General features: G+C 62.0%; 16 protein-coding genes. 7 read left to right on the top strand and 9 right to left on the bottom strand.

The features are described 5' to 3' along the window. The first annotated feature begins 2 nt into the window (after positions 1-2). On the top strand, positions 3-599 hold the full coding sequence (locus tag ARC39_RS04770; RefSeq protein WP_068110827.1) for a TetR/AcrR family transcriptional regulator: 597 nt from the start codon (positions 3-5) through the stop codon (positions 597-599). 195 nt (positions 600-794) lie between these two features. Here ARC39_RS04770 and ARC39_RS04765 read toward each other — a convergent pair whose 3' ends face one another. The 8 genes from ARC39_RS04765 to ARC39_RS26455 all read right to left on the bottom strand — a co-directional run bounded on the left by ARC39_RS04765 (position 795) and on the right by ARC39_RS26455 (position 7,245). Next, positions 795-1,553 carry a Phenylacetic acid catabolic protein gene (locus ARC39_RS04765; RefSeq protein ID WP_068110824.1) on the bottom strand — a complete coding sequence of 253 codons (759 nt, stop codon included), beginning with the start codon at positions 1,551-1,553 and terminating at the stop codon, positions 795-797. An 11-nt stretch (positions 1,554-1,564) separates the two neighbouring features. Then, positions 1,565-2,638, bottom strand: coding sequence for a 1,2-phenylacetyl-CoA epoxidase subunit PaaE (gene paaE / locus ARC39_RS04760; RefSeq protein ID WP_068110821.1), 1,074 nt, complete (start codon positions 2,636-2,638; stop codon positions 1,565-1,567). A 13-nt stretch (positions 2,639-2,651) separates the two neighbouring features. Beyond that, on the bottom strand, positions 2,652-3,125 hold the full coding sequence (gene paaD / locus ARC39_RS04755; protein WP_068110819.1) for a 1,2-phenylacetyl-CoA epoxidase subunit PaaD: 474 nt from the start codon (positions 3,123-3,125) through the stop codon (positions 2,652-2,654). A gap of 106 nt (positions 3,126-3,231) precedes the next feature. After that, on the bottom strand, positions 3,232-3,993 hold the full coding sequence (paaC, locus tag ARC39_RS04750) for a 1,2-phenylacetyl-CoA epoxidase subunit PaaC (protein WP_068110815.1): 762 nt from the start codon (positions 3,991-3,993) through the stop codon (positions 3,232-3,234). After that, positions 3,993-4,277 carry a 1,2-phenylacetyl-CoA epoxidase subunit PaaB gene (gene paaB / locus ARC39_RS04745; protein WP_068110813.1) on the bottom strand — a complete coding sequence of 95 codons (285 nt, stop codon included), beginning with the start codon at positions 4,275-4,277 and terminating at the stop codon, positions 3,993-3,995. The genes paaC and paaB overlap by 1 nt, the downstream gene beginning before the upstream one ends. 20 nt (positions 4,278-4,297) lie before the next feature. After that, complete coding sequence (paaA, locus tag ARC39_RS04740; RefSeq protein ID WP_068110811.1) at positions 4,298-5,290, bottom strand: 1,2-phenylacetyl-CoA epoxidase subunit PaaA; 993 nt, start codon at positions 5,288-5,290, stop codon at positions 4,298-4,300. Between the two features lie 14 nt (positions 5,291-5,304). Continuing rightward, positions 5,305-6,507, bottom strand: coding sequence for a 3-oxoadipyl-CoA thiolase (pcaF, locus tag ARC39_RS04735; protein WP_068110809.1), 1,203 nt, complete (start codon positions 6,505-6,507; stop codon positions 5,305-5,307). Positions 6,508-6,828: 321 nt separating this feature from the next. Continuing rightward, positions 6,829-7,245 carry a DDE-type integrase/transposase/recombinase gene (locus ARC39_RS26455; RefSeq protein ID WP_078059076.1) on the bottom strand — a complete coding sequence of 139 codons (417 nt, stop codon included), beginning with the start codon at positions 7,243-7,245 and terminating at the stop codon, positions 6,829-6,831. Positions 7,246-7,621: 376 nt separating this feature from the next. Here ARC39_RS26455 and hppD point away from each other — a divergent pair, with 376 nt between their 5' ends. The 5 genes from hppD to ARC39_RS04710 all read left to right on the top strand — a co-directional run bounded on the left by hppD (position 7,622) and on the right by ARC39_RS04710 (position 11,103). Beyond that, a complete protein-coding gene (hppD, locus tag ARC39_RS04730) occupies positions 7,622-8,728 on the top strand; it encodes a 4-hydroxyphenylpyruvate dioxygenase (RefSeq protein ID WP_068110807.1) in 1,107 nt (368 codons plus the stop codon). 95 nt (positions 8,729-8,823) lie between these two features. Then, positions 8,824-9,366 (top strand): VOC family protein, encoded by a 543-nt coding sequence (locus ARC39_RS04725; protein ID WP_068110804.1) that lies wholly within the window; start codon positions 8,824-8,826, stop codon positions 9,364-9,366. A gap of 55 nt (positions 9,367-9,421) precedes the next feature. Then, a complete protein-coding gene (locus ARC39_RS04720; protein WP_068110800.1) occupies positions 9,422-9,811 on the top strand; it encodes a Rieske (2Fe-2S) protein in 390 nt (129 codons plus the stop codon). Further along, complete coding sequence (gene maiA / locus ARC39_RS04715; RefSeq protein ID WP_068110797.1) at positions 9,792-10,442, top strand: maleylacetoacetate isomerase; 651 nt, start codon at positions 9,792-9,794, stop codon at positions 10,440-10,442. The genes ARC39_RS04720 and maiA overlap by 20 nt, the downstream gene beginning before the upstream one ends. 136 nt (positions 10,443-10,578) lie before the next feature. Then, positions 10,579-11,103 carry a gamma carbonic anhydrase family protein gene (locus tag ARC39_RS04710; protein WP_068111649.1) on the top strand — a complete coding sequence of 175 codons (525 nt, stop codon included), beginning with the start codon at positions 10,579-10,581 and terminating at the stop codon, positions 11,101-11,103. Here ARC39_RS04710 and ARC39_RS04705 read toward each other — a convergent pair. Next, complete coding sequence (locus ARC39_RS04705; RefSeq protein ID WP_068110795.1) at positions 11,090-12,022, bottom strand: LysR family transcriptional regulator; 933 nt, start codon at positions 12,020-12,022, stop codon at positions 11,090-11,092. The genes ARC39_RS04710 and ARC39_RS04705 overlap by 14 nt on opposite strands. Positions 12,023-12,126: 104 nt before the next feature. Between ARC39_RS04705 and ARC39_RS04700 the strand changes: the two genes are divergently transcribed. Next, on the top strand, positions 12,127-13,275 hold the full coding sequence (locus ARC39_RS04700; protein WP_068110792.1) for a CaiB/BaiF CoA transferase family protein: 1,149 nt from the start codon (positions 12,127-12,129) through the stop codon (positions 13,273-13,275). Positions 13,276-13,277: the final 2 nt, after the last annotated feature.

The following is a 13,277-nucleotide window of genomic DNA, read 5'->3' as shown; positions in this document are numbered from 1 at the left end:
CCTTGGTTCGCACAATCGCGAAAGACCACGACGAAAAGCGCACGCAAATCCTGAAGTCGGCGGCGAAGGTATTCGCTGACCAGGGGTTCGACCGGGCGTCAATGAGCCTGCTTGCGCGCGAATGCGGAATCTCCAAGGCGAATATCTACCACTACTACGACAGCAAGGACGCGTTGCTCTTCGATATCCTCGACACCTATCTGAAGGACCTGCGGGAAACGATCTGCGGGATCGATCTGGAGGGATTGTCGCCCGACGAGCGCCTCCACGCCATCATCACCGCGACCCTGCAGGCCTATCAAGGCGCGGACAACGAGCACCGGGTACAGACCACGGGCATCCCTGCCCTTCCCTCCGAGCAACAGGATACCCTGCGCGGGTATCAGCGCGACATGGTGCGGCAAATGTCCGAAGCCATTGGCGCCATCGCTCCGGAAGTCTTCGAGGGCGAGAAGGGAAAACTCTATGCGACAACGATGTCTGTCTTCGGCATGCTGAACTGGTTCTACATGTGGAACAGCCGGGCAGGAGCCGACGCGCGGGAGGACTATGCCCGGTTGGTCACCGACCTGACTCTGAACGGGGTGCGCGGGCTTTAGGCAACTAACAAGTCTACTTGTCGCTCTTCCGACGCCATATGTGGGCGGCCTGCGCCCCCCGCATTTCCCTTTCAAACTGCATGGAACGGCAGCGCCACGCGCGGCGCGAAATGCTTCGCCCCAACCTCGGCAAGAAATGAAGGCCCGCAGACGAAAACCGCGGGCCGTTTCCCTTCTCTTCAAGTGCTCCTGACCTCAGGGCCGGGCCAATCCGACCCGGCCAAGCGCAGAGTCCGCCTCGGCCTCCCAGCGGGCCCGCAGCGCCGTGTTCGACGACCGTCGCAGGCCAAAGGCGGCCAGCGTCTCGGCACGTGCGGACTTGTCGCCACCAAAGCTGTCGGCCACCCGCGGCCACCAATAGTTGACCGACGCCTGCAGGCTCTCCTTCGCCCCATCCTCGGCCGCCAGCTTGGATAGGCCTTCCTCCGCCAGTTCCGCGTGGCGCGTCTCGCCGGGCGCAATGGCGCGGAAAGCCTCCGCAAGCGGTTGGTAGGAAACCAGGCTGAACTCCACCAACTGGATCGACACCGCCTTCCCCATCAGCAGGTTCATCGCCACCGCGTCAGCCCAGCCCTGCAGCGGATAGTTGAAGACAGAAAGGCGCATGTCGTGCTCGGACCGGGTGGCGCCAACCTCGGCATCGCGCTCAAGCCGGGCGGTCCAGGGATGGTGGTTGGCGTAGCGATCGGTATTGGCGCCGAATTCGCCCATGATCTTCAGCACCCGCTCCGCATGATCGAGCTTTTCCAGCACGATGCGGGAGGCCGCGATCCGCTCCGTGATACCCGGGCCCTCGTTGATGATGTCGGCGAAACCGGCCGCGCCGGCCAGTTCGCTGTCGACAAACGTCGCCATCAGCCGCATCAACTCGGCGCGATAGCGCGGCGGCACGTTGCCGGGGCTCGTCAGGACGCCGCCCTGTGCAAGGTAGCTCTCGATGCTCATCTCGTTCATGTCAGCCTCCCCTACTGATCGAAGTCCACGACGACGCGGTCGGTCACCGGGAAAGACTGGCAAGACAGCACATAGCCCTTCTCGACCTCGTAATCTTCCAGTGCGTGATTGGCGACCATGTCGACCTCGCCTTCCAGCACCCGGCAGCGGCAGGTGGAGCAGACACCGGCCTTGCAGGCAAACGGAGCATCCATTGCATTGTCGAGGGCGGCATCCAGAATGGTTACATCCTTGCCCATGGTGACCGTCTGCGTGGAGCCATCCAGCGTGATCGCGGCCGACGCCTGGTTGCCCGTGGCGGAGGCGCCCTTCGACTCCGCCTTGCGTTTCAACCGGCCTGGCTGGGCCGACGCAAAGAGCTCGAATTTGATCTGGCTGTCATCCATCCCGGCACTGCGCAAGGCAGCGGCGATGCCCAGCATCATCGGCTCGGGTCCACAGATGAAGGCGGTGTCGACATGCTCGATATCGATCCAGCCCTTGAACAGTTCGGCGCACTTTTCTTCCGTGACCAGCCCGGTGAACAGGTCGATTTCCTGCGCGTCCGATTCCAGGATGTGGACCACGTTGAAGCGGCCCATGTAGGTGTTCTTCAGATCTTCCAGTTCCTCGCGGAACATGATCGAGTTCACGGCCTTGTTTGCGTAGACCAGCGTAAAGGTCGACAGCGGTTCGCGTTCCAGCGTCGTCTTCAGGATCGACAGAACCGGCGTGATACCCGAGCCGCCGGCAAAGCCGAGGTATTGCCTGGCAGCGCCCGGATCGAGCGGCGTGTAGAACCCGCCCATCGGCGGCATGGCCTCAAGCGTGTCGCCCGGCTTCAGGTCTTCATTGGCCCAGGTCGAAAAGGCCCCGCCATCGACCCGCTTGATACCCACCTGCAGGATCCCGTCATCCTTACCGGCGCAGATGGAATAAGAGCGGCGGAGTTCCTCGCCGTCGAAGTCGCGGCGGAACGTCAAGTATTGACCCTGGGTGAAGTCGAAATCCTCCGCCGCGCCGTTGGTAGGCTCCAGCGTGACGACGACAGCGTCGCGGATCGTCTTGCGGACCTCCTTGACCGTCAGTTCGTGAAAACGTGCCATGGGGTCTCCTCCCTCAAATGCACTTGAAATAGTCGAATGGCTCCAGACAGCCCTTGCAACGCCATTGCGCCTTGCAGGGGGTGGAACCGAACTGGCTGAGTTTCTCGAGATCTGCGCCCCCGCAATGCGGGCAGCGCTCCGGGCCGGCTGCCGGGCTCGGCGGCGCGATACCGAATTTCTCCATCTCCGTGCGTCCCTTGTCCGAAAGCCAGTCGGTCGTCCAGGCCGGAGCGATCTTCACGCGGATGTCGAGCTTTTTGATTCCGCGATCCCGCAGGGCGGTTTCGATATCCATCGAGATGATGCCGGTCGCCGGGCAGCCCGAATAGGTTGGCGTAACGAAGACGACGAGCGTGTCCCCTTCCCATTTCACGTCGCGGACAATGCCCAGATCCACAACCGAGATCACTGGTATCTCCGGGTCCGGGACGGCATCCAGCCATTGCCAGATCTCGGCTTCAGTCGGTTTAACCATTGCGTCGGTCATTGCGGTGCCCTGTTTCGATGTCCCGTCCGGTGGCAACGCCTCACAGCGCCAGGCCCGCCTCACGGCCGGGCGCTGCCCTCTGCGCGTTGTCCGGCCGTTTGAGCTGTTACCACTCGCAGCCGGGATATGCCCTTTGCAGCCACTGCATCGTCGAGAGCAGATGCCCCAGATGCTCCGTGTGGAAGCTGCCATCCTTGCCGCCCTTGTGGCCGAAGCTGCTCGCCGGGATCTCCAACGTCGCTTCCGTCAGGACGCGGCTGACTATGCCGTCGAACTCCTCGCGCAAGGATGCCGGGTCCGGCGCGATACCAGCGGCGACCATCTCTGCGTCCACGGGGTCAGAGCGGAACATCTCGCCCACATACGGCCAGAGATAATCGAGTGCCGCCTGCATGCGGGCATGGCTCTCCTCTGTGCCGTCGCCGAGGCCGACCACCGTGTCGGCGGAGCGTTCGAGGTGATAGGTCACCTCCTTGCTCGCCTTGGCGGCGATGGCCGCGACCCGCTCGTCCGACGAAGTCATGAGCCGGCCCAGCAGAACCGAATGCCAGGCGTCGAACAGGAACTGGCGCATCAGCGTCTGGCCGAAGTCGCCGTTCGGCATCTCGACCAGCAGCAGGTTGCGGAAATCCCAGGCGTCGCGCAGGAAGGCGAGCTTGTCTGCGTCGCGCCCCTTGCCCTCGACCTCCGCCGCTAGCCCAAGCCACATCTGCGTCTGGCCGATCAGGTCCAGCGCGGTGTTGGCCAGCGCGATATCCTCCTCCAGAACGGGCGCATGCCCGCACCACTCGGAGACCCGGTGGCCGAGGATCAGCGTGTTGTCCCCGAGCCGCAGCAGGAATTCAAAAAGAGCTTCATCGCGGGTCATCACATGTGCCCCACTTCTTCGGGGATGTCGAAGAAGGTCGGGTGACGATAGACCTTGCTTTCGCTGGGTTCGAAGAGCGGGCCTTTCTCGCCCGGCGCGGTGGCCGCGATATGGCGCGCCTCCACGACCCAGATGCTCACGCCCTCGTTGCGGCGCGTGTAGACGTCACGGGCGTTCTTGATCGCCATCTCTGCATCCGGCGCATGGAGCGAGCCGACGTGCCGATGGCTCAGGCCGTGCTGCCCTCGGATGAAGACTTCCCATAGGGGCCATTCGTTGCTCATGGCTGCGTATCCTCCCAGAATTATTCTGCCGCGACCTTTCGGGCGGCTTTCTTGCGGGCGTGCTCCAGCAACCCGTCGCGTACCCATTGGCCGTCGTCCCATGCCTTGCGGCGGGCGGTCATGCGATCGACATTGCAGGGGCCGTTGCCCTTGATGACGTCGAAGAATTCAGACCAGTCGGGATCCGAGAAATCGTAGTGGCCGCGCTCCTCGTTCCACTTGATGCCCGGGTCCGGCAGGTCGAGGCCGAGATACTCGATCTGCGGCACGGTTTGATCGACGAATTGCTGGCGCAGCTCGTCGTTGGATTTCACTTTGATCTTCCAGGCCATGGATTGTTCGGAATGGGTGGAAGCGCTGTCATTGGGGCCAAACATCATGATCGCGGGGAACCACAAACGATTGACGGCATCCTGCGCCTGCCGCTTCTGCTCCGGCGTACCGAAGGCCATCTTCATGATCGCGTGATAGCCCTGACGCGCGTGGAAGCTCTCCTCCTTGCAGATCCGGATCATGGCACGCGAGTATGGGCCGTAGGAGGTCCGCTGCAACGCCACCTGGTTGACGATGGCCGCCCCATCCACCAGCCAGCCCACCGCGCCGATATCGGCCCAGTTGAGCGTCGGATAGTTGAAGATCGAGGAATATTTCATCCGCCCTTCATGCAGCAGGCGGATGAGCTCGTCCCGGCTCTCGCCCAGCGTCTCCGCGGCGGAATAGAGGTAAAGCCCGTGGCCCGCCTCGTCCTGCACCTTCGCGAGCAGGATCGCTTTGCGTTCCAGCGTCGGGGCGCGCGTGATCCAGTTGCCCTCGGGGAGCTGGCCCACGACCTCCGAATGCGCGTGCTGGCCGATCTGGCGGATCAGGGTCGCGCGGTAATCGTCGGGCATCCAGTCGCGCGGTTCGATCTTGATATCGTTGTCGATCTTGTCCTGAAACTCGCGTTCCTGCTCGGTCATTTCCTCGCGGGTCTTAACCCCACTCCGAGCCGTCTTGATCATCTGAGCGTACATGGTTCCTCCCCCGTTCAGACGCGTTCAAGGATAATGGCGGTACCCTGGCCCACGCCAACACACATTGTGCAAAGTGCATAGCGTCCGCCGGTGCGCTGCAACTGCCGAGCAGCTGTCAGCACCAGACGAGCGCCGGACATTCCCAGCGGATGGCCGAGCGCAATCGCCCCGCCATTCGCGTTCACATGGGCCGCATCGTCGGCCAGACCCAGTTCACGCAGGGTCGCCAGGCCTTGCGACGCGAAGGCCTCGTTCAATTCTACCACATCCATCTGTTCGATGGTCAGCCCGGCGCGGGCCAGAACCTTGCGCGTTGCCGGTACCGGGCCGATACCCATGATGCGCGGTGCTACCCCGGCGGACGACATAGCAACAACGCGGACTATCGGCGTCAGCCCGTTTTTCTCTGCCGCAGCCTCGGAAGCCAGCAGGAGTGCGGCCGCCCCGTCGTTCACTCCCGAGGCGTTCCCTGCCGTCACGCTCAGATCGGGTCCGTTCACCCCGCGCAGCCTGGCGAGTTGCTCAGCCGTCGTACCCGGACGCGGGTGTTCGTCAGTATCCATGACGATCGGGTCGCCCTTGCGTTGCGGAACGGACACCGGGACGATTTCCTCGGCAAAGATCCCGGCCGCCTGCGCTGTGGCCCAGCGTTGTTGGGACCGAGCGGCGAAGGCATCCTGGTCTTCGCGGGTGATTTCGTATTCGGCGGCGACATTGTCGGCGGTCTCGGGCATGGAGTCGGTGCCGTACATTTCCTTCATCTTCGGGTTGACGAAGCGCCAGCCGATGGTCGTGTCATAGACAGCATTTGCCCGGCTAAAGGCGCTGGCCGCCTTCGGCATGACGAATGGAGCACGGGACATGCTCTCGACGCCGCCGGCGATGGCGAGATCGTAGTCTCCCGCGCGGATGCCACGCGATGCCATCCCCACGGCGTCCATGCCGGACGCGCACAGCCGGTTCACCGTGGTACCGGGTACGTCCACGGGCAGCCCCGCAAGCAGGGCAGCCATTCGGGCGACGTTCCGGTTGCTCTCGCCGGCCTGGTTGGCATCTCCGAAGATCACGTCGTCAACGCTGGTCCAATCAACCTGCGCGTTCCGCTCCTTCAAGGCAGTAATCGGCGCCGCGGCCAGATCGTCCGTCCGGACCGAAGACAGCCCCCCTCCATAACGCCCGATCGGTGTTCGCACACCGTCGCATATGAATGCATCCATGGATCTCGCTCCCGTGCCGCGCCCGCGGCCAATAACTGACCGCTCGGTCGGACAATTATCCTCGATCGCGATTCGAAGCAAGCATTGTGTTACTCTATTTGCTCACTTTCCATTTTTCGGTAACATATGGCCGTAAGCTCAACGTGATGTCGGACACATGCGAGTCTGTCTTTAGCGTGGTTGAGACATCGTGCTACGTCACTGAACCGAACCAGCGCCTCGGCGAGCGCGGTCGTTCCGGTCTTCTTGAGTTGGTGTCGGCTGGTGAGGGATTACTCCCAGTTGAAATATTGTCGTCGAACGAGTGAATGCGGCGAAACACTACGGAAGCCGCATGCGCTGCACGACGCAATCCCATTGTCTCAAAGGAAGGTGTGAAGCCTCAGCGCGATTGTTGAACCAGCCACCGCTAGCCGGCCGAGCATCGGCTCCTTGCACACGAAGCGCAACTCCGTGTGAGGGGAACCGATGAGTGATGATCTCGGCTGCGTGGCAGTACCGCCGCACCAAATTCCTGAGCGATTTCAATGCAACCGGCTTGTTTCTGCGCATCGCGACAACGGCTTCAAGCACCACTCCCCCATGGTCGAACGCGCGCCAAAGCGCGGTCGCTTGCCATGGCTCTTTTACGAGCGACTCGTCAACGTGCCGCTCCCATTCCGAATAGGGGCGACACGTCCAAGCCTGTATTTGTCCGGATTCCCAACGCGAACATCGGACCGAACCTGTTCTAGCCATACCGCACTGTCTCGTGGCTGATAGCGATGTCCCTCTCACGCGACAGACCCTCGATGTTCCGATACGCGGGCGGAAGCCGCACGCAGATCATGACGGCCTGGGAGTCGGTCGCGGGCTTGCCGTGGATCACTTGGACTTGCTCCGCCTGGTCACCCCAACACACCGGGTAAGCCCCCTCCCCCTCTCAAGCCGGTTTCTCGTGACATCACCTCGGCATGCCTTTCGTTCTTGGATTTCGAACGATGATTTATAAACACTGTAATTTTCAGAAGCCGCGATACTTGATAGCCTCAACTCACCAACACCCCGCGGGCCGGGGCCATGCGAGATGGACGTGAAGGGCACGATAGACACGTCACCGGCACAGGAGGAACCTATGGGTCCCTTTCCGCACAATGCGCCCAAAGCAAAGATCGACGATTTCAACCTCGCTGGCACGGATGGGTTCGAGTTCGTCGAATTCGCACATCCCGAACCCGGCGTACTCGAAGAGCTGTTCACCAGCATGGGCTTCGTTGAAGTCGCAAGGCACAAGACCAAGGACATCTCGCTCTATCGCCAGGGCAATGTGAACTATCTCGTCAATCGCGATCCGAACGGCCATGCGGCGCAATTTGTGAGGGATCACGGCCCCTGTGCCCCGGCGATGGCCTGGCGGGTCGTCGATGCCCACCATGCGCTGAAGCGCGCTCTGGACTACGGCACTGAGGAGTATACCGGCGACGGCAAGTCGCTGGACGTGCCGGCGGTGGTCGGCATCGGCGGCTCGCTTCTTTACCTCGTCGAGGATTACGACGACGGCAGGTCGCCCTATGACGGAGAATTCGAATGGCTCGGTGAGCGGGACCCGCAGCCGAAGGGCGCCGGTTTCTACTATCTCGATCACCTGACGCACAACGTGATGCGTGGCAACATGGACACCTGGTACAAGTTCTACTCCGAAGTGTTCAACTTCAAGGAGATCCGATTCTTCGACATCAAGGGGCAGCAGACCGGGCTCTATTCGCGGGCACTCACCTCGCCCGACGGCAAGATCCGTATCCCGATCAACGAAAGCGCTGACGAGAACAGCCAGATCGAGGAATATCTGAAGGAATACAAAGGGGAAGGCATCCAGCACGTTGCCATCGGTACCGATGACATCTATGGCTCGATCGACGAGATCGGTGATACCGGCGTCGAGTTCATGCCTGCGCCGCCGGCTACCTACTACGCGATGTCGCGCAAGCGGGTGAAGAACCACGAAGAACCTCTGGACCGGATGCAAAAGCATGGGATCCTGATCGATGGCGAGGGGGTTCTGGGCGGCGGGATGACCAAGATCCTGCTCCAGATTTTCTCGAAGACCGTTATCGGCCCGATCTTTTTCGAGTTCATCCAGCGCAAGGGCGATGACGGTTTCGGCGAAGGCAACTTCCGCGCGCTCTTTGAATCCATCGAGCGCGACCAGATCGAGCGCGGGGTACTCAAGGCCGACGCCTGAACCCGCGTGCCGCGGCCGCTTCTCCCCGGCCGCGGCATCATATGCCCATTGATCGCGCCATATGCCGCATTCACGTATGCCCACGGAGAAACGTCATGAAAATCGAGAAGATCCATCATGTCGCCTATCGCTGCAAGGACGCGAAGGAGACCGTCGAGTGGTACGGCAAAATGTTGAACATGGATTTCATACTGGCGATTGCCGAAGACCATGTTCCCTCCACGCACGAGCCAGACCCTTACATGCACCTGTTTCTGGATGCAGGCGACGGAAACGTGCTGGCATTCTTTGAACTGCCGACCAAGCCCGAAATGGGACGCGACCCCAACACGCCGGTCTGGGTCCAGCATATCGCCTTCAAGGTGAAGGGCCGGGCCGAACTGATCGAGTTCAAGGAACACCTTGAGAGCAACGGGGTCGAGGTTCTCGGCATAACCGACCATTCGATCTTCCACTCGATCTATTTCTTCGATCCCAACGGGCACAGGATCGAACTTGCCTGCCCCGACCCGAACGAGGAGGCAATGTTGAAACGCATGGAAGAGGTGAAGTGGCTGATGCTGGAGGATTGGTCGAAGACCAAGAAAGCGCCCAAACATGCCGACTGGCTGCACAAGAAAGAGTTGAGCGGGATCTGACCGACGGTGTCCCCTCGACACATCATCAGCAGGTCGGGAAACTCGGGCGACGTGCATGAGCGATGATTGGAAGAGCTACCCCGGCGCGCCCGCGGACGGTACGGTGATTTGCCCGCTCGCCGACGTGCCGGAAGCCGGCACCGCCAGCGTCGATCTGGAGGGGTTTCCTGTCCTGCTGGCGCGAAGTGGCGGGCGGCTGGTCGCCTATGTCAACGCCTGCCCTCACCAGTTCCTGCCGCTCGACTACCGGCGTGGGTCGGTTCTTTCCGCTGACGGAAAGGTCCTGCGCTGCTCCAATCATGAGGCGGGCTTCGAACTCGAAACCGGCAAGGGTGTCGACGGCTTCGGCGTAGGGTGCTCTCTCGATCCGGTGCCGGTCGAGGTTACAGGTGACGGGTTGGTTCGTATCGGGGAGAGTGGCGCGGATGACCAGAAGCGTAGATGAGATTGTTCTTTTCGATTACTGGCGCTCGTCAGCCAGCTACCGCGTCCGCCTCGGGCTCGAACTCAAAGGCATGGCGTACCGACGCGTCGCGGTAAACCTCGCGGCTGGAGAGCAGCGGTTGTCCGAGCATCTGACGCGCAATCCAATCGGAGCCGTTCCGGTGCTGGACATCGACGGATTACGTTTCACCCAATCGCTCGCCATCCTCGAATACCTCGACGAGACCCGCCGGATTCATCCCCTGCTGCCCACGGCACCGGCGGAACGCGCCCGTGCACGCGCGCTTGCGCTGATCGTGGCCGCCGACATCCATCCCCTCGGGAATCTCTCGACGCTGAACCGCGTTGCCGACCTGGGCGGGGAGCAGGCCAAACTCGACTGGGTGCGCAACTGCATCGCCACGGGCCTCGCCGCATTCGAAGCGGTTTTGGCCGAAAGCGGGTCCATGCCCTTCTGCGCGGGCGACGCTCCCGGCCTCGCCGATGTGTGCCTGATTCCGCAACTCTACAATGCCGATCGCTGGGGCGTTGACCTCACCGCCCTGCCCCGTTGCACGGCAGCCCGGGATGCCTTCTCGCAGTTGCCCGCATTTCAGGCCGCGCATCCCGACAGGTTCGCCCCGGTTTCATGAGACCGCCGCCAAACACGACGAAACCGGGATAACTCGATGCATGGAAACCTGCACCCGATAGCGATGTGAGGTGTCGGCGGGCAATGACTTCCGCGACAAGCTGAAACCGAAAGATCAAGCAAAAGGAGAGCGGCCGATGCCGATCTGTAGTCTGGGCAACGTCGCACCGACTTGTCCGCAGGAGGAGACCTGGGTCGCACCCAATGCCTACGTGATCGGCAACGTGACCCTCGGTCGGGATGTCGGCGTGTGGTTTGCCGCGACGATCCGAGGCGACAACGAACCCATCGTGATCGGCAACCGCACCAATATCCAGGAGGGGTCCGTCCTCCACTCCGATCCGGGCTCACCGCTCACGATCGGTTCTGATGTCACGATCGGGCATCGTGCAATCGTCCACGGCTGCACGATCGGGGACAACACGCTCGTGGGTATGGGGGCGACGATCCTCAACAAAGCACGGATCGGGAAGAACTGCATCATCGGCGCGAATGCGCTGGTGACGGAAGGCAAGGCGTTCCCGGATTTCAGCCTGATCGTGGGAGCGCCCGCCAAGGCGGTACGCGTACTTGGCCCCGAGGCCGAAGAAGAACTGAAAGCCTCCGCCAAAACCTATGTCGGCAATCTCAGGCGCTTTCGGGCCGAATTCACGCCCGGATAGGCCGTGCGCCTTCCCATTGGCCGGTCCGAACGGCGTCTCGCACGAGTTCAGATATCAGTGTCGATATCCTCTCGCGCAGGAATGTCGGCCGCACGTCCAGTGCTGAGACGAGGTGCAGGGTTCGGACCGGGTGCGGGTCCGTGACAGCGCGCGCGACGAATTCGCCGCTCTTCAATTCCTCGCTGACCAGCACTTTCGGTGCCAGAGTGCAGGCAAGCCCCTCTTTGAGGGCACTCAGTGTTCCGGCGATGGAGGCTAACTGAATCCGCGCCTGCGACTCGAGCTTGGCCAATTCCGCCGGCCGGTCGACCAAAGCTCGCGAAAGCGATCCGCTCTGCAACAACGCGACCGGCAGGTCCGCCATCTCCTCCAGAGGGATCGGCGCATCCGTGTCGCCCACAATATCCCGATGGCCGATGCAGAAGAGTTCCTCTTCGAGCAGCGGCGTTCTCGAAGTTTGCGAATCCGGCGGAGGATTGAAGATCAGCGCCGCCTCGATTTCCCCGGTGCGAAGCGCATTGTAGGTCACACCGGAAAGGCCCTCCCGAATGAGGAGGCGGACGCGCGGGAAATCCTCGATGACCCTGCGCATGAGATCGCCCCCAATGACCTTGATCACCGAGAAGGGCATGCCGATTGCGATATTCCCCGAGATCTCTGCCTGTCCGAGTTTGACCTCCGAGGCCGCGGTCTCGAAGGCCGACAGAATGAACTGTGCGTGGGTGAGGAGTTTCAGGCCCGCCGCCGTCGGCTCCATTCCCCGTGGTTTGCGGGTGAACAGGCGGGTTTCCAGTTCATCCTCCAGATTCGCGATGTGATGGCTGAGGGCGGAGGCCGCCGTATTGCAGTGATCGGCCGCATGCGAGAGGTTCCGGAACTCGCAAACGGCAACGAAGTAGCGAAGTTGCCTGGTGTCCATGTGAGCATTCTAATTCGAAGAACGATACCTTCGAAAGGATATAATTTCATGACCGTTCTTGCGGTGTCATAGTTGCCCCCGACAAGGATTGATTGGAGGGCCCGATGGCATCCGCACTACCTCTGGACGGCATTCGCGTGGTGGAGATGAGCCATATGGTAATGGGGCCGTCGACGGGCATGTTCCTCGCCTTTCTCGGGGCCGAGGTGATCAAGATCGAGCCGCCGCAGGGCGACAAGACCCGCAATCTGACCGGGATGGGCGCCGGCTTCTTCCCGACCTTCAACCGCGGCAAGAAATCGGTCACGCTGAACATCAAGGACAAGGACGACCTTGCGAAGCTGCACGCGCTGCTGAAAACCGCCGACGTGTTTGTCGAGAATTTCCGAGACGAAACCCTGGCCAAGATGGGCCTCGCTCCGGACCAGCTTCGCAAGACGAACCCCTCGCTCATCGCCGCCTCCTGCAAGGGGTTCCTGAAGGGTCCGTACGAGCACCGCGCCGCCATGGACGAGGTCGTGCAGATGATGACCGGCATGGCCTATATGACCGGCCCGACCGGCCGTCCGCTACGCATCGGCTCTTCGGCCAACGACATCATGGGCGGGCTGTTCACCGCCTATGGCGTGCTGGCGGCGCTCATCGCACGGCAGAAGACAGGCGACGGGGCCGCGATCCGCTCCGGGCTCTTCGAGAACTGCCTGCTGCTCGTCGCCCAGCACATGGTGCAGTTCGATATCGAGGGAACGGAATCGCCGCCGATGCCGGAGCGGGTGTTCTCCTGGCCGGTCTACGACCTCTTCCCGACCAGCGACGGTCGGCAGATCTTCGTCGGAGCCGCGACCGACGGCCAGTGGGAGAAGCTCTGCAAAGGGCTCGGTCTCGACCACCTGCTTGAGGACTCGCGGCTCCAGTCCCGCCCGGACCAGATCGCGGCACGTGACTGGACCCTGCCGCAAATCGCCGAGGTCGTGGCCGGCCGTCCCTATGACGAGATGATCCGGATCATGGAGGAGAACGATCTGCTCTTCGCCCCGGTGGCACGACCAGCCGAGATGTATGACGATCCGCATGTGAACCGGCCCGGCGGCCTTTTCACGTCCCATTATGCCGACAAGAAGGATTTCCGAGCCCCCGCCCTGCCGGTGGAGATGAACGGTCATCCCGTGGTGGCGGCAAATGTCGATATTCCCGCCATCGGCCAGCACAACGCTGAAATCCTCGGCTCCCTGAAAGTGGAGGCCACGGAGTAATC

Source organism: Tropicimonas marinistellae (assembly GCF_001509585.1).
GTDB classification, from domain to species: Bacteria; Pseudomonadota; Alphaproteobacteria; order Rhodobacterales; family Rhodobacteraceae; genus Tropicimonas; species Tropicimonas marinistellae.
The sequence above is the reverse complement of the archived record's forward strand: the minus strand, read 5'-3'. Positions and strand labels throughout refer to the sequence as shown.

Excerpts from the sequence above, each read along its gene's own strand:
- maiA (WP_068110797.1), top strand. The coding sequence starts at position 9,792 with ATGACCAGAAGCGTAGATGAGATTGTTCTTTTCGATTACTGGCGCTCG.
- ARC39_RS04705 (WP_068110795.1), bottom strand. The coding sequence starts at position 12,022 with ATGGACACCAGGCAACTTCGCTACTTCGTTGCCGTTTGCGAGTTCCGG.
- ARC39_RS26455 (WP_078059076.1), bottom strand. The coding sequence starts at position 7,245 with ATGGCTAGAACAGGTTCGGTCCGATGTTCGCGTTGGGAATCCGGACAA.
- ARC39_RS04710 (WP_068111649.1), top strand. The coding sequence starts at position 10,579 with ATGCCGATCTGTAGTCTGGGCAACGTCGCACCGACTTGTCCGCAGGAG.
- pcaF (WP_068110809.1), bottom strand. The coding sequence starts at position 6,507 with ATGGATGCATTCATATGCGACGGTGTGCGAACACCGATCGGGCGTTAT.
- ARC39_RS04700 (WP_068110792.1), top strand. The coding sequence starts at position 12,127 with ATGGCATCCGCACTACCTCTGGACGGCATTCGCGTGGTGGAGATGAGC.
- ARC39_RS04765 (WP_068110824.1), bottom strand. The coding sequence starts at position 1,553 with ATGAACGAGATGAGCATCGAGAGCTACCTTGCACAGGGCGGCGTCCTG.
- paaE (WP_068110821.1), bottom strand. The coding sequence starts at position 2,638 with ATGGCACGTTTTCACGAACTGACGGTCAAGGAGGTCCGCAAGACGATC.
- paaD (WP_068110819.1), bottom strand. The coding sequence starts at position 3,125 with ATGACCGACGCAATGGTTAAACCGACTGAAGCCGAGATCTGGCAATGG.
- paaC (WP_068110815.1), bottom strand. The coding sequence starts at position 3,993 with ATGACCCGCGATGAAGCTCTTTTTGAATTCCTGCTGCGGCTCGGGGAC.
- ARC39_RS04725 (WP_068110804.1), top strand. The coding sequence starts at position 8,824 with ATGAAAATCGAGAAGATCCATCATGTCGCCTATCGCTGCAAGGACGCG.
- paaA (WP_068110811.1), bottom strand. The coding sequence starts at position 5,290 with ATGTACGCTCAGATGATCAAGACGGCTCGGAGTGGGGTTAAGACCCGC.
- hppD (WP_068110807.1), top strand. The coding sequence starts at position 7,622 with ATGGGTCCCTTTCCGCACAATGCGCCCAAAGCAAAGATCGACGATTTC.
- paaB (WP_068110813.1), bottom strand. The coding sequence starts at position 4,277 with ATGAGCAACGAATGGCCCCTATGGGAAGTCTTCATCCGAGGGCAGCAC.
- ARC39_RS04720 (WP_068110800.1), top strand. The coding sequence starts at position 9,422 with ATGAGCGATGATTGGAAGAGCTACCCCGGCGCGCCCGCGGACGGTACG.